The sequence below is a fragment of the Pseudomonas asiatica genome, assembly GCF_040214835.1.
In the GTDB taxonomy this organism is placed as follows: domain Bacteria; phylum Pseudomonadota; class Gammaproteobacteria; order Pseudomonadales; family Pseudomonadaceae; genus Aquipseudomonas; species Aquipseudomonas putida_Z.
The window spans coordinates 4,125,699-4,141,361 of the sequence record NZ_CP157874.1; the positions used below are offsets into that span (position 1 = coordinate 4,125,699).

The 15,663-nt window shown below is 64.2% G+C and carries 14 protein-coding genes; all 14 read right to left on the reverse strand.

The features are described 5' to 3' along the window. Positions 1 to 2 precede the first annotated feature (2 nt). Positions 3 to 896, reverse strand: coding sequence for a CheW domain-containing protein (locus tag ABNP31_RS18455; RefSeq protein WP_025340065.1), 894 nt, complete (start codon positions 894 to 896; stop codon positions 3 to 5). Then, on the reverse strand, positions 896 to 1,684 hold the full coding sequence (locus tag ABNP31_RS18460; RefSeq protein WP_025340066.1) for a ParA family protein: 789 nt from the start codon (positions 1,682 to 1,684) through the stop codon (positions 896 to 898). The genes ABNP31_RS18455 and ABNP31_RS18460 overlap by 1 nt, the downstream gene beginning before the upstream one ends. 214 nt (positions 1,685 to 1,898) lie before the next feature. Further along, complete coding sequence (gene motD / locus ABNP31_RS18465) at positions 1,899 to 2,756, reverse strand: flagellar motor protein MotD (RefSeq protein WP_075045915.1); 858 nt, start codon at positions 2,754 to 2,756, stop codon at positions 1,899 to 1,901. Between the two features lie 3 nt (positions 2,757 to 2,759). Then, complete coding sequence (locus tag ABNP31_RS18470; protein WP_085614522.1) at positions 2,760 to 3,500, reverse strand: flagellar motor protein; 741 nt, start codon at positions 3,498 to 3,500, stop codon at positions 2,760 to 2,762. Beyond that, positions 3,500 to 4,633 carry a protein-glutamate methylesterase/protein-glutamine glutaminase gene (locus ABNP31_RS18475; protein ID WP_350012645.1) on the reverse strand — a complete coding sequence of 378 codons (1,134 nt, stop codon included), beginning with the start codon at positions 4,631 to 4,633 and terminating at the stop codon, positions 3,500 to 3,502. The genes ABNP31_RS18470 and ABNP31_RS18475 overlap by 1 nt, the downstream gene beginning before the upstream one ends. Positions 4,634 to 4,679: 46 nt before the next feature. Beyond that, a complete protein-coding gene (locus tag ABNP31_RS18480) occupies positions 4,680 to 6,908 on the reverse strand; it encodes a chemotaxis protein CheA (RefSeq protein ID WP_238066699.1) in 2,229 nt (742 codons plus the stop codon). Positions 6,909 to 6,920: 12 nt separating this feature from the next. Continuing rightward, entirely contained in the window at positions 6,921 to 7,709 is a 789-nt protein-coding gene (locus ABNP31_RS18485) for a protein phosphatase CheZ (RefSeq protein WP_015271204.1), read from the reverse strand. A gap of 20 nt (positions 7,710 to 7,729) precedes the next feature. Then, positions 7,730 to 8,104 (reverse strand): chemotaxis response regulator CheY, encoded by a 375-nt coding sequence (locus ABNP31_RS18490; RefSeq protein WP_075045918.1) that lies wholly within the window; start codon positions 8,102 to 8,104, stop codon positions 7,730 to 7,732. Between the two features lie 103 nt (positions 8,105 to 8,207). After that, positions 8,208 to 8,948: an RNA polymerase sigma factor FliA gene (gene fliA, locus ABNP31_RS18495; RefSeq protein ID WP_046614576.1), complete on the reverse strand. Its 741-nt coding sequence runs from the start codon at positions 8,946 to 8,948 to the stop codon at positions 8,208 to 8,210. Beyond that, the gene (gene fleN / locus ABNP31_RS18500; protein WP_003254408.1) at positions 8,945 to 9,778 is read right to left on the reverse strand and encodes a flagellar synthesis regulator FleN; all 834 of its coding nucleotides are present in this window, start codon (positions 9,776 to 9,778) and stop codon (positions 8,945 to 8,947) included. The genes fliA and fleN overlap by 4 nt, the downstream gene beginning before the upstream one ends. Before the next feature lie 93 nt (positions 9,779 to 9,871). Next, on the reverse strand, positions 9,872 to 11,179 hold the full coding sequence (flhF, locus tag ABNP31_RS18505; RefSeq protein WP_085589005.1) for a flagellar biosynthesis protein FlhF: 1,308 nt from the start codon (positions 11,177 to 11,179) through the stop codon (positions 9,872 to 9,874). An 11-nt stretch (positions 11,180 to 11,190) separates the two neighbouring features. Beyond that, positions 11,191 to 13,320 carry a flagellar biosynthesis protein FlhA gene (gene flhA / locus ABNP31_RS18510; RefSeq protein WP_025340073.1) on the reverse strand — a complete coding sequence of 710 codons (2,130 nt, stop codon included), beginning with the start codon at positions 13,318 to 13,320 and terminating at the stop codon, positions 11,191 to 11,193. A 416-nt stretch (positions 13,321 to 13,736) separates the two neighbouring features. After that, positions 13,737 to 14,879, reverse strand: a complete 1,143-nt coding sequence (gene flhB, locus ABNP31_RS18515; RefSeq protein WP_350012646.1) for a flagellar biosynthesis protein FlhB — start codon at positions 14,877 to 14,879, stop codon at positions 13,737 to 13,739. A 2-nt stretch (positions 14,880 to 14,881) separates the two neighbouring features. Continuing rightward, positions 14,882 to 15,658 carry a flagellar biosynthetic protein FliR gene (fliR, locus tag ABNP31_RS18520; RefSeq protein WP_346616475.1) on the reverse strand — a complete coding sequence of 259 codons (777 nt, stop codon included), beginning with the start codon at positions 15,656 to 15,658 and terminating at the stop codon, positions 14,882 to 14,884. Positions 15,659 to 15,663 lie beyond the last annotated feature (5 nt).

Below are 15,663 nucleotides of genomic sequence, written 5' to 3' on the forward strand. Positions count from 1 at the left end.
TGTCATTTCTGTTTGGCGTGCATCTGCTTGACCGCACCGCTGGCGATCAGCTCGGCCAGTGCGGCGACGTCGAGCAGTGCACACATGTGTTCAATCACCGTGCCGGCCAGCCACGGGCGCTGGCCACGCTGGCTGCGCCACTTGATCTCGGACGGGTCCAGGCGCAGCGAGCGGCTGACCTGGTGCACGGCCAGCCCCCATTCGTAGCCCTGCACGGAAATCACGTATTGCAGGCCCTGGCGAAAATCATCGCGGTAGCGGTCGGGCATCACCCAACGCGCGGTATCCAGCACCTTCAGGTTGCCGGCCTGGCAGGTCAGGATGCCGAGGAACCAGTCGGGCTGGCCGAACAGCGGTGTCAGTTCCTGGCCAGCCAGGGTGTAGATCGAACCCAGGCACACCAGCGGCACCGCCAGGGTCAGGCCGGCCACGTCGAACAGCAGGCATTCGAACGGCTCGGCGGCCCAGGCCGGGCGACCATCGACCGTGGCCGGGGGCACGGGCACCTGCGGCGCCGGCAGGTGCACATCCACCAGCGGCACTGCCGGTTCCACGGTTTGCTCTTCGACCAGCACCGGGATGCTGGCTTCGGCCACCACTTCGCGCTCGACCACCGTCACCACCGGTGCTTCCACCGGCATCACGCGGGGCAGCACCGCCAGCCTGGGCTCGGCGAACGGCCGTGGTGCGGGGCTGACGGTCGCTTCGGCTGACGCCGGCCTGGCTTGCTGCAAGGCATCACGCGCCTGCTCTTCGCGCACCGCTTCGGCGAACTCGTCCGCCGCCGCTGGCGCCTCGAACAGGTCTTCGGCTTCGGTGGCCTCCTGCAACAGGCCGTCGAGGTATGACTGCAGGGCCATCTGTGGCCGGGTATTGGTTTGCCGGGTCTGGGTCATCAGGCCACCTGCGCTGCAGTCTTGTAGGTCAGCAGGTGCTTGAGCAGCGCCCGATAGGCAATCAGCCCGCGGCTCTTGCTGTCGAATTGCGAGGGCGTGACGCCCTTGCGGCTGGCATCGCGCAGGCGCGTATCCACCGGGATGTAGCCCTGCCATACATGCTGGTCGTAGGTGTCACGCAGCAGCTTGAGCGTGGCCAGCGAGGCCTGGGTGCGGCGGTCGAACAAGGTCGGCACGATCTGGTACGGCAGCGCTTGCTTGCGCGAGCGGTTGACCATGGCCAGGGTACCGACCATGCGCTCCAGGCCCTTGACCGCGAGGAACTCGGTTTGCACCGGGATCACCAGCTGCTGGCTGGCTGCCAGGGCATTGACCATCAGCACACCGAGCAAGGGTGGGCTGTCGATCAGGGCAAAGTCGAAATCCTGCCACAGCTGCGCCAGACTCTTGGCGATCACCAGGCCCAGGCCGTTCTGCCCCGGTGACTGGCGCTCCAGCACCGCCAGCGCGGTACTCGACGGCAACAGCGAGATGCGTTCGTCACTGGTGGGCAGCAGCAGTTGCCCGGGCAGGCCCTCGGGCACCGCGCCCTTGTGCAGGAACAGGTCGTAGCAGCTGTGCTCCAGGGCATCGGGGTTGTGCCCGAAATAGCTGGTCATCGAGCCGTGCGGGTCGAGGTCGACAACGACCACGCGCTTGCCGGCCTCGGCCAGCAGGCCGGCCAGGGCGATGGTAGTGGTGGTCTTGCCGACGCCACCTTTTTGATTGGCTACTGCCCAGACTCTCATCAAGCAAACTCTATCTATTGATTTGGCAGGGACACTGCTGGGGCAACTGTCTTGCAACATCGGAAAGCTGGCGCGATCCCTGTGGGAGCGGGTTTACCCGCGAACACCGGCGCAGCCGGTGCCATGCACCGTGTCACCTTCTTCGCGGGTGAACCCGCTCCCACACAAGACCGCGCTACATTCAACTATTTGGCAACGTCGGGGAATTGACGGATCACTGCCCCGCCACCGTTGCTGGCGTAGCCGGTGCACTTTGTGTGCCAGCCCGGCGCAATGCGGCATCCGGCGTGGCATTGGCACTGCCCGAGCCCGTCAGGCTGCGGCGCACTTCGAGGTTGCGCGAAATCACCAGCACCACGCGGCGGTTGCGCGCACGGCCTTCGGCAGTGTCGTTGCTGGCCACCGGCTGGTACTCGCCATAGCCGACCGAGGCCATGCGTGCCGGGTTTACCCCTTCCATGGCCAGCAGGCGCACGATGCTCGCCGCCCGCGCCGATGACAGCTCCCAGTTGGTCGGGTACTGCGCGGTACGGATCGGCAGGTTGTCGGTAAAGCCTTCGACGTGCACCGGGTTGGCGAACGGCTTGAGAATGCCGGCCACCTTCTCGATGATGGCAAATGCCTTGTCGCTGGGCATGGCATCGCCACTGCCGAACAGCAACGAGGAATTGAGCTCGATCTCGATCCACAGCTCATTGCCGCGCACCGTCATCTGGTCGCTATTGATCAGGTCGCCAAAGGCATCCCGCACATCATCGCTGATGGTTTTCAGCGGGTCGACACTGGTCGCCCCAAGGCCTGCATCGGTCTGCTCGCTGTCCTTCACCAACGGCTCGGCCGGGCGCACGCTCAGCGGCCGCTCTTCACCGATGGGGATCGGCTTCATGCTGCGCTCGGGGTCGTTGAACACCCCGAGCAAGGCCTGGGAAATGACCTTGTACTTGCCCTCGTTGATCGAGGAAATCGAGTACATCACCACGAAAAAGGCGAACAGCAAGGTGATGAAATCGGCGTACGACACCAGCCAGCGTTCGTGGTTTTCGTGTTCCTCGGTATGACGACGGCGACGCATGAGTTACTCCATGAAGCCTTGCAGCTTCAGCTCGATCGAGCGCGGGTTCTCACCCTCGGCAATCGACAGCAGGCCCTCGAGCAGCATCTCGCGGTAGCGCGACTGGCGCATGACGATGGCCTTGAGCTTGTTGGCGATCGGCAGCAGCACCAGGTTGGCGCTGGCCACGCCGTAGATGGTCGCGACGAAGGCCACGGCAATGCCGTTGCCCAGCTGCGACGGGTCGGCCAGGTTGCCCATCACGTGGATCAGGCCCATCACCGCACCGATGATGCCGATGGTCGGCGCGTAGCCACCCATGCTTTCGAACACCTTGGCGGCCTGGATATCACGGCTTTCCTGGGTCAGGAAATCGACTTCGAGGATGCTGCGGATGGCCTCCGGCTCTGCGCCATCCACCAGCAGTTGCAGGCCCTTGCGCGCATACGGGTCAGGCTCGCTGTCGGCCACCCCTTCCAGGCCCAGCAGGCCTTCCTTGCGCGCGGTCAGGCTCCAGTTGACGACGCGGTCGATCCCGCCCGCCAGGTCGACCCGTGGCGGAAACAGGATCCAGCGCAGAATCTGCAAGGCACGCTTGAACGACGACAGCGGCGATTGCAGCAAGGCAGCCGCCAGCGTGCCGCCCAGCACGATCAGTGCCGCCGGGCCATTGATCAGGGCGCCGACATGACCGCCTTCGAGGAAGTTGCCACCGACGATGGCGACAAAGGCGAGGATCAGGCCGATCAGGCTGAGCACGTCCATCAGACGCACGCCTCCACCAGGTGCTTGCCGATTTCGTCCAGGCTGTACACCGCGTCGGCCAGGTTGGCCTTGACGATGGCCATGGGCATGCCATAGATCACGCAGCTGGCTTCATCCTGGGCCCACACCGTACTGCCGCCCTGCTTGAGCAGGCGCGCACCTTCACGGCCATCGGCGCCCATGCCGGTAAGCACCACCGACAGCACCTTGTCGCCATACGACTTGGCCGCCGAGCCGAAGGTTATGTCCACGCACGGCTTGTAGTTCAGGCGCTCGTCACCGGGCAGGATCTTCACCGTGCCACGGCCGTCGATCATCATCTGCTTGCCACCCGGGGCCAGCAGGGCCAGGCCCGGGCGCAGCATGTCGCCGTCCTCGGCTTCCTTGACGCTGATGCGGCACAGCTTGTCCAGGCGCTCGGCAAAGGCCTTGGTGAACGCCGCCGGCATGTGCTGGATCAGCACGATCGGCGCCGGGAAGTTGGCTGGCAACTGGGTCAGCACCCGCTGCAGGGCGACCGGGCCGCCCGTGGAGGTGCCGATGGCCACCAGCTTGTAAGGCTTGCGCTTGGGTGCCGGCGAGTGTGCTGGCGCCGCAGCCGGGGCCGCCGCACGGGCAGGCGCAGGCGTGCGCGCCGCTGCCGGGCTGGCGAAACTGCTGGTGGGTGCGTGGCTGCTGCCTGCCAGCGCAGGTGCGGCAACCGGCGCATGGCTGGCGTAGCTGCCAAAACGGCGGTTGCTGCGGGAAATGGTATGCACCTTCTCGCACAGCAGTTGCTTGACCTTGTCTGGGTTGCGCGAGATGTCCTCGAAGTTCTTCGGCAGGTAATCCACCGCACCGGCATCCAGCGCATCGAGGGTGACACGGGCGCCTTCATGGGTAAGCGACGAGAACATCAACACCGGCGTCGGGCAGCGCTGCATGATGTGCCGCACCGCGGTGATGCCGTCCATCATGGGCATTTCGTAGTCCATGGTGATGACATCGGGCTTCAGCGCCAGCGCCTGGTCGATTGCTTCCTTGCCATTGGTCGCGGTACCCACTACCTGGATCGTCGGATCCGCCGAGAGGATTTCCGAGACGCGGCGGCGGAAGAAACCGGAATCATCCACCACCAGGACCTTGACTGCCATAAACACTCCATTAGGCGGCGCAACCCGCCAGGGTGCGCCACCGAAATCAAATACGCCGCGCGGCGTAACGCTTGAGCATGCTCGGGACGTCGAGAATCAACGCGATGCGACCGTCGCCGGTGATGGTGGCCCCGGACATGCCCGGGGTGCCCTGCAGCATCTTGCCCAGCGGCTTGATTACCACTTCTTCCTGGCCAACCAGTTGATCGACGACAAAGCCGATGCGCTGGGTGCCGACCGACAGGATCACCACGTGGCCCTCGTGCTGCTCTTCGTGCACCTGGCCCTGGACCAGCCAGCGCTTGAGGTAGAACAGCGGCAGCGCCTTGTCGCGCACGATCACCACTTCCTGGCCGTCGACCACATTGGTGCGCGACAGGTCGAGGTGGAAGATCTCGTTGACGTTGACCAGCGGGAAGGCGAACGCCTGGTTGCCCAGCATCACCATCAGGGTTGGCATGATCGCCAGGGTCAGCGGCACCTTGATGACGATCTTCGAGCCCTGGCCCTTGGCCGAGAAGATGTTGATCGAGCCGTTGAGCTGGGAGATCTTGGTCTTCACCACGTCCATGCCCACACCGCGGCCGGACACGTCGGAAATCTCGGTCTTGGTCGAGAAGCCCGGGGCGAAGATCAGGTTGTAGCAGTCCGACTCGCTCAGGCGATCGGCGGCATCCTTGTCCATCAGGCCCTTTTCCACGGCCTTGGCGCGCAGGATGTTGGGGTCCATGCCCTTGCCGTCGTCAGAGATCGACAGCAGGATGTGGTCGCCTTCCTGCTCGGCCGACAACACCACGCGGCCGGTGCGCGCCTTGCCGGAGGCTTCACGCTCTTCGGGCATTTCCACGCCATGGTCGACGGCGTTGCGCACCAGGTGCACCAACGGGTCGGCCAGGGCCTCGACCAGGTTCTTGTCGAGGTCGGTCTCTTCGCCGACCAGCTCCAGGTTGATCTCTTTCTTGAGCTGGCGGGCCAGGTCGCGCACCAGGCGCGGGAAGCGGCCGAAGACTTTCTTGATCGGCTGCATGCGGGTTTTCATCACCGCGGTCTGCAGGTCGGCGGTGACCACGTCGAGGTTGGACACAGCCTTGGACATGGCCTCGTCGCCGCTGTTCAGGCCCAGGCGCACCAGGCGGTTACGCACCAGCACCAGTTCGCCGACCATGTTCATGATCTCGTCCAGGCGCGCGGTATCGACCCGCACGGTGGTTTCCGCTTCGCTGGCGCCATGCTTCTCGGCAGCCGGCGCCGGGGCGCGGGGTGCTGCGGCAGGTTTGCTGGCAGGTGCCGGTGCCGGCGCAGCAACTGCGGCTGGCTTGGCCACGGGCTGGCTGTCGGCCTTGGCCGCGACCGGCGCTTGCACCTTGGCCGCAGCCGGGGCTTCGACGGCGGCAACGTCGCCACCGAACTTGCCCTTGCCGTGCAACTGGTCCAGCAGCGCCTCGAACTCGTGCTCGCTGATTTCGTCGCTGGCTGCGCTGGTATCGGTTGCGGCAGGCGTCTGCGCCTTGGCAGCGGGCAAGGCATCGGCCTGGAAGGTGCCCTTGCCATGCAACTGGTCCAGCAGCGATTCGAACTCGGCGTCGGTAATTTCGTCGCTGGCCGCTTCCGGCGCGCTGGCAACCGGCTGCGCGGCAACCTCGGCGCTGAACTGGCCTTTGCCGTGCAACTGGTCGAGCAGCGACTCGAACTCGGCGTCGCTGATTTCGTCACCTTCACCGCTGACGGTCTCGCCCTGCATCTGCTCGTCGGCCGCAGCTTGTGCCTTGACCGCATCGAGCGAATCGAGCAGCTGCTCGAACTCGCTGTCGGTGATGTCCTGCTCCTCGGCAGGCGCTTCGGCAACCGGTGCCGCAGCGGCAGGCACTTCAACGGCTTCGGCGCCACCCGGCTCGGCCAGGCGCGACAGCGCCGCCAGCAGCTCGGGGGTGGCCGCGGTCACTTCGGTGCGCTCGCGCACCTGGCCAAACATGCTGTTGACCGTGTCCAGTGCCTCGAGCACCACATCCATCAGTTCCGCGTCGACCCGGCGCTCACCTTTGCGCAGGACGTCGAACACGTTCTCGGCGATATGGCAGCACTCCACCAGCTCGTTCAGCTGAAGGAAGCCGGCGCCCCCTTTTACAGTGTGGAAACCGCGAAAGATCGCATTGAGCAGGTCGGCATCGTCGGGCCGGCTTTCCAGCTCGACCAGTTGCTCGGACAGTTGCTCAAGAATTTCGCCGGCTTCTACCAGGAAATCCTGGAGGATTTCTTCATCGGCGCCGAAGCTCATCAAACGTGCTCCTTAAAAACCCAGGCTGGACAGCAAATCATCGACATCGTCCTGACCGGACACGACGTCTTCACGCTTATCGGCATGAATCTGCGGACCTTCACCCCGAGTCGGATGTTTTTCTCGATCTTTTTCTGCGCGCAGTTGATCGTGGTCATGCTGGATGCCCGCAAAGCGGTCGACCTGGCTGGCCATCAACACCAGTTTGAGCAGGTTGCTTTCCACCTCGGTGACCAACGTGGTGACGCGCTTGATCACCTGGCCGGTCAGGTCCTGATAGTCCTGGGCCAGCAGAATGTCGTTGAGGTGGCCGGCGACCTTGCGGTTACCTTCGGCGCTGTGCGTCAGGAAACTGTCGACGCGCTTGACCAGGTCACGGAACTCCGGCGCAGCCACTTCGCGGCGCATGAAACGCTGCCAGTCGGTGCTCAGGGCCTGGGCCTCGCTGGCCAGGTCGTTGAGCACCGGGGTGCTTTCCTCGACCAGGTCCATGGTGCGGTTGGCCGCGCCCTCGGTGAGCCTGACCACGTACGACAGGCGCTCGGTGGCGTCGGTTATCTGCGACACCTCCTCGGCCTGCGGCATGGTCGGGTCGATCTGGAAACTGACGATGGCACTGTGCAGCTCGCGGGTCAGCTTGCCGACTTCCTGGTACAGGCCGCGGTCGCGGGTCTGGTTCAACTCGTGAATCAGCTGCACCGCCTCGCCGAAACGGCCCCGCTCCAGGCTTTCGACCAGCTCCTGGGCATGCTTCTTCAGGGTCGATTCGAACTCGCCCAAAGACGTTTGTGATGAATCCATGGCGCGCCCCCTGACGTGACTCAGCCGTTGACGCGTTCGAAGATCTTCTCGATCTTTTCTTTGAGCACCTGGGCGGTGAACGGCTTGACCACGTAGCCATTGACGCCGGCCTGGGCCGCTTCGATGATCTGGTCGCGCTTGGCTTCGGCGGTCACCATCAGCACCGGCATGGATTTCAGGCGATCGTGGGCACGCACCTTGCGCAGCAGGTCGATGCCGGACATGCCGGGCATGTTCCAGTCGGTCACCAGGAAGTCGTAGTGGCCGTTCTCCAGCATCGGCAGCGCCGTGGTGCCGTCGTCGGCTTCTTCGGTGTTGGTGAAGCCCAGGTCACGCAACAGGTTCTTGATGATCCGCCGCATCGTCGAAAAGTCGTCAACGATGAGGATTTTCATGTCTTTGTTCAAGTAGACCTCCAAGCAGTCTCAAACGCGCTCGGCCCCGAGCGCGCATTCACAATTCGGTACAACGTAGAAAACGACTGCAACGACAGCGGGCTCAACGCGCCCGCCATTCCCCCAGGCGGCTGCGCAGGCGCGCGGCACACTGGCTGTGCAACTGGCTGACCCGCGACTCGCTGACCCCCAGCACCTCACCGATTTCCTTGAGGTTCAGCTCTTCGTCGTAGTACAGCGCCAGCACCAGGCGCTCACGCTCCGGCAGGTTGGCGATGGCCTCGGTCAGGGCGGCCTGGAAGCGCTCGTCCTCCAGGCCACGCGCAGGTTCTACCTGGCCACTGGCGCCATCCTCATGCAGCCCTTCGTGCTCGCCGTCCTGCAACAGGTCGTCGAAGCTGAACAGGCGGCTGCCCAGGGTATCGTTCAAGATCCCGTAGTAATCATCGAGACTCAATTGGAGTTCGGCAGCAACTTCATGATCTTTAGCGTCACGGCCGGTTCTGGCTTCAACCGCACGCATCGCGTCGCTTACCATGCGGGTGTTGCGGTGCACCGAACGCGGTGCCCAGTCGCCCTTGCGCACTTCGTCCAGCATGGCCCCGCGAATGCGGATGCCGGCGTAGGTTTCGAAGCTGGCGCCCTTGCTGGCGTCGTACTTGTTGGCCACTTCCAGCAGGCCGATCATGCCGGCCTGGATCAGGTCCTCGACCTGCACGTTGGCCGGCAGCCGCGCCAGCAGGTGGTAGGCGATGCGCTTGACCAGCGGGGCGTAGCGCTCGATCAGCTCGTACTGCGCGTCTTTCGACGCCCGGCTGTACATCTTGAAGCCGCTGGCGTTCATAGCACAGGTCCCGCGCTGGTGGGCTGCACCAGACGCTCGACAAAGAACTCCAGATGGCCGCGCGGGTTGGCCGGCAGCGGCCAGCTATCGACCTTCTGGGCAATCGCCTTGAAGGCCAGCGCGCATTTGGAGCGTGGGAAGGCTTCGTACACGGCACGCTGCTTCTGCACCGCCTTGCGCACGCACTCGTCATACGGCACGGCGCCCACGTACTGCAGGGCAACGTCAAGGAAGCGGTCGGTGACCTTGGTCAGCTTGGCGAACAGGTTGCGGCCTTCCTGCGGGCTCTGCGCCATGTTGGCCAGCACCCGGAAACGGTTCATGCCGTAGTCGCGGTTGAGCAGCTTGATCAGGGCGTAGGCATCAGTGATCGAGGTGGGTTCGTCGCATACCACCAGCAGCACTTCCTGGGCGGCACGGACGAAGCTGACCACCGAATCACCGATACCGGCCGCGGTGTCGATCACCAACACGTCGAGGTTGTCGCCGATTTCGCTGAACGCCTGGATCAGCCCGGCATGCTGGGCCGGGGCCAGGTGCACCATGCTCTGCGTGCCCGAGGCAGCCGGCACGATGCGCACACCACCGGGGCCCTGCAACATCACGTCGCGCAGCTCGCAGCGCCCTTCGATGACATCGGCCAGGGTCCGCTTGGGGGTAAGGCCCAGCAGCACATCGACATTGGCCAGGCCCAGATCGGCGTCGAGCAGCATGACCCTGCGGCCAAGCTCGGCCAGCGCCAGGGACAGGTTCACTGAAACGTTAGTCTTGCCGACGCCACCTTTGCCACCGGTCACGGCGATCACCTGTACGGGATGCATGCTACCCATGTCTGTTCTTTACCTTGTCTCGCTGGGACTCAGGCCACACGTAGGGCAATTCTGCGTACCCCTTGGCATAGCTACCTTGCACACATTTCATCATCAACCCGCTCGCCGTGGGTTGTGATAGAGATCAGCGAACATGTCGGCCATGGCCTCTTCGCTGGGCTCGTCCTGCTGCTGCACATTGACCGCGCGGGAGACCAACTGGTGCCCCCGTGGCAGGTGCAGGTCGTCAGGAATGCGCGGCCCGTCGGTCAGGTAGGCCACTGGCAAATCATGACTGATGGCAAGGCTCAGCACGTCGCCAAGGCTCGCCGTTTCATCGAGTTTGGTCAGGATGCAACCGGCCAGGCCGCAGCGCTTGTAGCTGTGGTAGGCGGCGGTCAGCACCTGCTTCTGGCTGGTGGTGGCCAGCACCAGGTAGTTCTTCGCGGCAATGCCACGCCCGGCCAGGGTGTCCAGTTGCATGCGCAGGGCCGGGTCGCTGGCCTGCAGGCCGGCGGTATCGATCAGCACCACCCGCTTGCGCAACAGCGGCTCCAGCGCCGCGGCCAGCGACTGGCCCGGGTCGACGTAGGTAACCGGCACGTTGAGGATGCGACCCAGGGTCTTGAGCTGCTCCTGGGCGCCGATGCGGAAGCTGTCCATGCTCACCAGCGCCAGGTTCTGCGCGCCGTACTTGAGCACGTAGCGGGCGGCCAGCTTGGCCAGGGTAGTGGTCTTGCCCATGCCGGCCGGGCCGACCATCGCGATCACCCCGCCCTCTTCGATCGGCTCGACCTCGGGGATTTCGATCATCCGCGCCAGGTGCGCCAGCAACATGCGCCAGGCCTGGCGTGGCTCGTCGATCTCGGCAGTCAGGTCCAGCAGCTCACGGGCGATCGGCCCGGACAGGCCGATGCGCTGCAACCGGCGCCAGACGGTGGCCTGCTGCGGCTTGCTGCCCTGCAGCTGGTTCCAGGCCAGCGAGCCGAGCTGCACTTCCAGCAGCTCGCGCAGGCCCGACAGCTCGGAGCGCATGGCATCGAACAGGCGCGGGTCGACCGGCGCCGACGCAGGCGCTGCAGCAGCCTCGGGAACATCGACATGCGGTTCGATCAACGGCTCGGCGGCGGTCAGCGACTGCCCGGCGAACAATTGGCGGTTGTTGTCGCTGCTGTCCTGGCGGTGGCCCAGCTCGGCCTGGGCGGTGGCGATGCGCGTATGGGTCTTGCGCAGCTCTTCTTCCAGTTCGGCGTTGGGCACACGCGGGGCCAGGGCGGACAGCTTGTAGTCCAGCGCGGCCGTCAGCTCGACACCGCCGGCGATGCGACGGTTGCCGATGATGGCGGCATCGGCGCCCAGCTCATCACGGACCAGCTTCATGGCCTGACGCATATCGGCGGCGAAAAATCGCTTAACTTGCATTATCCCCTACCTCAGCCGTTAGGGCCCACGGTGGCAACGATGGTGACTTGCTTGTTGTCCGGTATTTCCTGATACGCCAGAACATGCAAATTCGGTACAGCCAGGCGACCGAAACGCGACAGCATGGCGCGGATCGGGCCGGCAACCAGGAGGATGGCCGGCTGGCCCTGCATTTCCTGGCGCTGGGCCGCCTCGATCAGCGAACGCTGCAGCTTCTCGGCCATGCTCGGCTCCAGAAGAACACCGTCTTCCTGACCTTGCCCGGCCCTTTGCAGACTATTGAGCAAAATCTGTTCCAACCTTGGCTCCAGGGTAATCACTGGCAGCTCCGACTCAACGCCGACAATGCTTTGCACGATGGCGCGACACAATCCGACGCGCACTGCCGCCACCAGCGCGGCGGTATCTTGACTCTTGCCGGCGTTGTTCGCGATCGCCTCGGCGATACTGCGAATATCGCGCACTGGCACCTGTTCCGACAACAGCGCTTGCAGCACCTTGAGCAGGCCCGACAAGGAAATGACACCCGGCACCAGCTCTTCTGCAAGTTTAGGCGATGCCTTGGCCAACACCTGCAGCAGTTGCTGGACCTCTTCATGGCCGATCAGCTCGTGGCAGTGCTTCTGCAGGATCTGGTTCAGGTGGGTGGCAACCACGGTACTGGCGTCGACCACGGTGTAGCCCAGCGACTGCGCCTGGGAGCGCTGGCCGACATCGATCCACACGGCTTCAAGGCCAAACGCCGGGTCGCGCGCGGCAATGCCGTTGAGGGTGCCGAACACCTGCCCCGGGTTGATTGCCAGTTCGCGGTCCGGGTAGATCTCGGCTTCGGCCAGGATCACCCCCATCAGGGTCAGGCGATAGGCGCTGGGCTGCAGGTCGAGGTTGTCGCGGATGTGCACGGTGGGCATGAGGAAGCCCAGGTCTTGCGACAGCTTCTTGCGCACGCCCTTGATCCGCGCGAGCAATTGGCCACCCTGGTTACGATCGACCAGCGGGATCAACCGGTAGCCGACCTCCAGGCCAATCATGTCGATCGGCGTGACGTCGTCCCAGCCCAGCTCCTTGGTTTCCAGCGCACGCTGTGGCGAGGGCAGCAGGTCCTGCTGGCGTTGCGCCTCCTGCAGCGCCTGCGCCTTGGCCTTCTGTTGCTTCTTCCATACCAGGTAGGCGCCACCACCGGCCAGCAGGCCGAGGCTTAGGAAGGCCACGTGCGGCATGCCCGGCACCAGGCCCATGACGATCATCAGCGCGGCGGACACCGCCAGGGCCTTGGGCGAATCGAACATCTGCCGGTTGATCAGCTTGCCCATGTCCTCGGAGCCCGAAGCACGGGTAACCATGATCGCGGCAGCGGTGGACAGCAACAGTGATGGCAATTGCGCCACCAAACCGTCACCGATGGTCAGCAAGGCGTACACCTTGCCGGCATCGCCAAAGCTCATGCCGTGCTGCAGCATGCCGATCAGCATGCCGCCGATCAGGTTGATGAACAGGATCAGCAGGCCGGCAATGGCGTCACCGCGGACGAACTTGCTGGCACCGTCCATCGAACCGTAGAACTCGGCTTCCTGCGCTACTTCGGCACGACGGTGCTTGGCCTGGGCCTGGTCGATCAGGCCGGCGTTGAGGTCGGCGTCGATGGCCATCTGCTTGCCGGGCATGGCGTCGAGGGTGAAACGCGCGCTCACTTCCGAGATACGCCCCGCGCCCTTGGTCACCACCACGAAGTTGATGATCATGAGGATGGCGAACACCACGGCACCGACCACGTAGTTACCGCCGATCACCACCTCGCCGAAGGCCTGGATAACCTTGCCGGCGGCGCCGTGGCCCTCCTGGCCATGCAGCATCACCACCCGGGTGGATGCCACGTTCAGGGCCAGGCGCAACAGCGTGGCCACCAGCAGGATGGTGGGGAATGCGGCGAAGTCGAGCGGGCGCAGGGCGTAGACGCAGACCAGCAGGACCACGATCGACAGGGCGATGTTGAAAGTGAAGAACACGTCGAGCAGGAACGGCGGTATCGGCAACATCATCATTGCCAACATCACCAGCAGCAACAGCGGCACACCCAGGTTGCCCCGGCCGAGCCCGGCCAGGTTGTTACGGGCGTTGCTGATTAACTGAGTGCGATCCACCGCGAGTCCTCTTGATGCAAAACTTTGACGCACAGGAGGCGCCTGGCGCTGGCTTTGCAAGAAGCCTTCCAACTTTGCTCGACGGGGGATTTATGTTGCCTGTTCCGGCCTCTTCGCGGGTGAACCCGCTCCCACAGGTGCGGCGTCGCCCTCGAGGAGCATAAGGTCCCTGTGGGAGCGGGCGTGCCCGCGAAAGGGCCAGACGCCCTGACACAAGGTCAACTGTCGCGGCGCAGGCGCCTGGCGCCAGCTTGACAAGAAGCCTTCCAACTTTGCTCGACGGGGGATTTATGTTGCCTGTTCCGGCCTCTTCGCGGGCACGCCCGCTCCCACAGGGACCGCACAGCCTTCAAGGCCCGCAGAGGACCTGTGGGAGCGGGTTCACCCGCGAAAGGGCCAGGCGCCCTGACACAAGGTCAACTGTCGCGGCGCAGATCCGGCGGAATCGGCAGGTCGTCCTTCAGCGGCTCTGGCCGCTTGCCCTTGCCTGCCCGGTACTGGCGGATCTGGAACACATAGGCCAGCACCTGCGCCACCGCCAGGTAAAGCCCGGCAGGGATTTCCTGCTCGAGTTCGGTGGAGTAGTAGATCGCCCGCGCCAACGCCGGCGACTCGAGGATCTGGACCTTGTGCTCCACGCCGATCTCGCGAATCTTCAGGGCAATGAAATCCGTCCCCTTGGCCAGCAGCAACGGCGCCGCCCCGCCTTTCTCCGGGTCGTATTGCAAGGCCACCGCATAATGCGTCGGGTTGGTGATGATCACGTCGGCTTCGGGCACAGCCGCCATCATGCGCCGCTGCGAGGCCTCACGCTGCAGCTGGCGAATACGCTGCTTGACCTCGGGCTTGCCTTCGCTGTCCTTGTACTCGTCCTTGATTTCCTGCTTGGTCATCTTCAGCTTGTTGTGCGTCTGCCACAGCTGGAACGGCACGTCCGCCGCCGCAATCAACAGCAGCCCGGCCGACATCCACAACGCACTCCAGCCCACCACCTGCAGGCTATGGATGATCGCCTGCTCCAACGGCTCATTGGCGATGGCGAGCAGCGCCTGGCGGTCATTGACCAACACCACTACCGCAACGACCAGAATCACGAAAAACTTGGCGAGTGCTTTCAATAGCTCGGTCAGGGCGTTCATCGAGAACATGCGCTTGATCCCCGACAAGGGATTCATGCGGCTGAATTTCGGCTGCAACAGGCTGCCGGAAAACAGGAAACCGCCCAGGACAATCGGCGCGACAAAGGAAATCACGAACAACAGGATCAAGATCGGCTGCACCGCCCAGATGGCCATCTTGCCCGAGGCCAACAGGAAGGCACCCATGGCCCGCTCATCGACGATGAAGTCGCGGGTCAGGCTGAAGTTCATGCGCATGATCGCCATCAGTGTCTCGGCCAGGTGGCCGCCGAACGCCAGCAGGCCACCGGCGCCGGCCAAGGTCACCGCCACCGTGTTCAGCTCCTTGGAACGCGCGATCTCGCCTTTCTCGCGGGCATCGCGCTTGCGCTTGTCGGTGGGTTCCTCTGTCTTGTCCTGACCGCTTTCGCTTTCCGCCATGCTCAGCGCGCCCTTGCCAGATCACGCAGCCATTGCAGCGCTTCGCTGGCCAATGCCTGGTAATGGGAAAGTATGTCGGCCAGGCCGACCCAGAAAATGAACATGCCCATGACCAGGGTCAGCGGAAAACCGATGGAGAAAATGTTCAGCTGCGGCGCGGCACGCGTCATTACGCCAAAGGCGATGTTCACCACCAGCAACGCGGCGATAGCCGGCAGGATCAGCAGCAGGCCGGCACCGAACACCCAGCCCAGGCGCCCCGCCACCTCCCAGAACTGATTGACCACCAGCGCATTGCCCACCGGCAAGGTGGTGAAGCTTTCGGTCAGCACCTCGAACGCCACCAGATGGCCGTTCATCAGCAGGAACAGCACGCTCACCAGCATGGTCATGAACTGGCTGATCACCGCAACGTTGACGCCGTTGGCCGGGTCGACCATCGATGCGAAGGCCATGCCCATCTGCACCGCGACGATCTGGCCAGCGATGACGAAAGCCTGGAACAACAACTGCAGCGACAACCCGAACAACGCCCCGACGATGACCTGCTCGGCACACAGCAGCAGTCCGCGCAGGCTCAGCGGATCGAACTCGGGCAAGGGCGGCAGGGCCGGGACGATCACCACGGTGATAGCCACCGCCACGTACAGACGCACCCGCGCCGGCAGCATGCGGGTGCCAAAGATCGGCATGGTCATCAACACTGCCGTCACCCTGAACAACGGCAGGATGAAGGTGGCGACCCAGGTGCCGATCTGCGTGTCGGTCAGCTCCAGCATCGGCG

What these genes read in the sequence shown, in the direction of transcription:
- fliR (WP_346616475.1), bottom strand. Translation starts at nt 15,658, where the DNA reads ATGCTGGAGCTGACCGACACGCAGATCGGCACCTGGGTCGCCACCTTC.
- motD (WP_075045915.1), bottom strand. Translation starts at nt 2,756, where the DNA reads ATGCGTCGCCGTCGTCATACCGAGGAACACGAAAACCACGAACGCTGG.
- fleN (WP_003254408.1), bottom strand. Translation starts at nt 9,778, where the DNA reads ATGGGTAGCATGCATCCCGTACAGGTGATCGCCGTGACCGGTGGCAAA.
- ABNP31_RS18490 (WP_075045918.1), bottom strand. Translation starts at nt 8,104, where the DNA reads ATGAAAATCCTCATCGTTGACGACTTTTCGACGATGCGGCGGATCATC.
- ABNP31_RS18460 (WP_025340066.1), bottom strand. Translation starts at nt 1,684, where the DNA reads ATGAGAGTCTGGGCAGTAGCCAATCAAAAAGGTGGCGTCGGCAAGACC.
- ABNP31_RS18455 (WP_025340065.1), bottom strand. Translation starts at nt 896, where the DNA reads ATGACCCAGACCCGGCAAACCAATACCCGGCCACAGATGGCCCTGCAG.
- ABNP31_RS18485 (WP_015271204.1), bottom strand. Translation starts at nt 7,709, where the DNA reads ATGGATTCATCACAAACGTCTTTGGGCGAGTTCGAATCGACCCTGAAG.
- flhF (WP_085589005.1), bottom strand. Translation starts at nt 11,179, where the DNA reads ATGCAAGTTAAGCGATTTTTCGCCGCCGATATGCGTCAGGCCATGAAG.
- fliA (WP_046614576.1), bottom strand. Translation starts at nt 8,948, where the DNA reads ATGAACGCCAGCGGCTTCAAGATGTACAGCCGGGCGTCGAAAGACGCG.
- ABNP31_RS18470 (WP_085614522.1), bottom strand. Translation starts at nt 3,500, where the DNA reads ATGGACGTGCTCAGCCTGATCGGCCTGATCCTCGCCTTTGTCGCCATC.
- flhB (WP_350012646.1), bottom strand. Translation starts at nt 14,879, where the DNA reads ATGGCGGAAAGCGAAAGCGGTCAGGACAAGACAGAGGAACCCACCGAC.
- ABNP31_RS18475 (WP_350012645.1), bottom strand. Translation starts at nt 4,633, where the DNA reads ATGGCAGTCAAGGTCCTGGTGGTGGATGATTCCGGTTTCTTCCGCCGC.
- ABNP31_RS18480 (WP_238066699.1), bottom strand. Translation starts at nt 6,908, where the DNA reads ATGAGCTTCGGCGCCGATGAAGAAATCCTCCAGGATTTCCTGGTAGAA.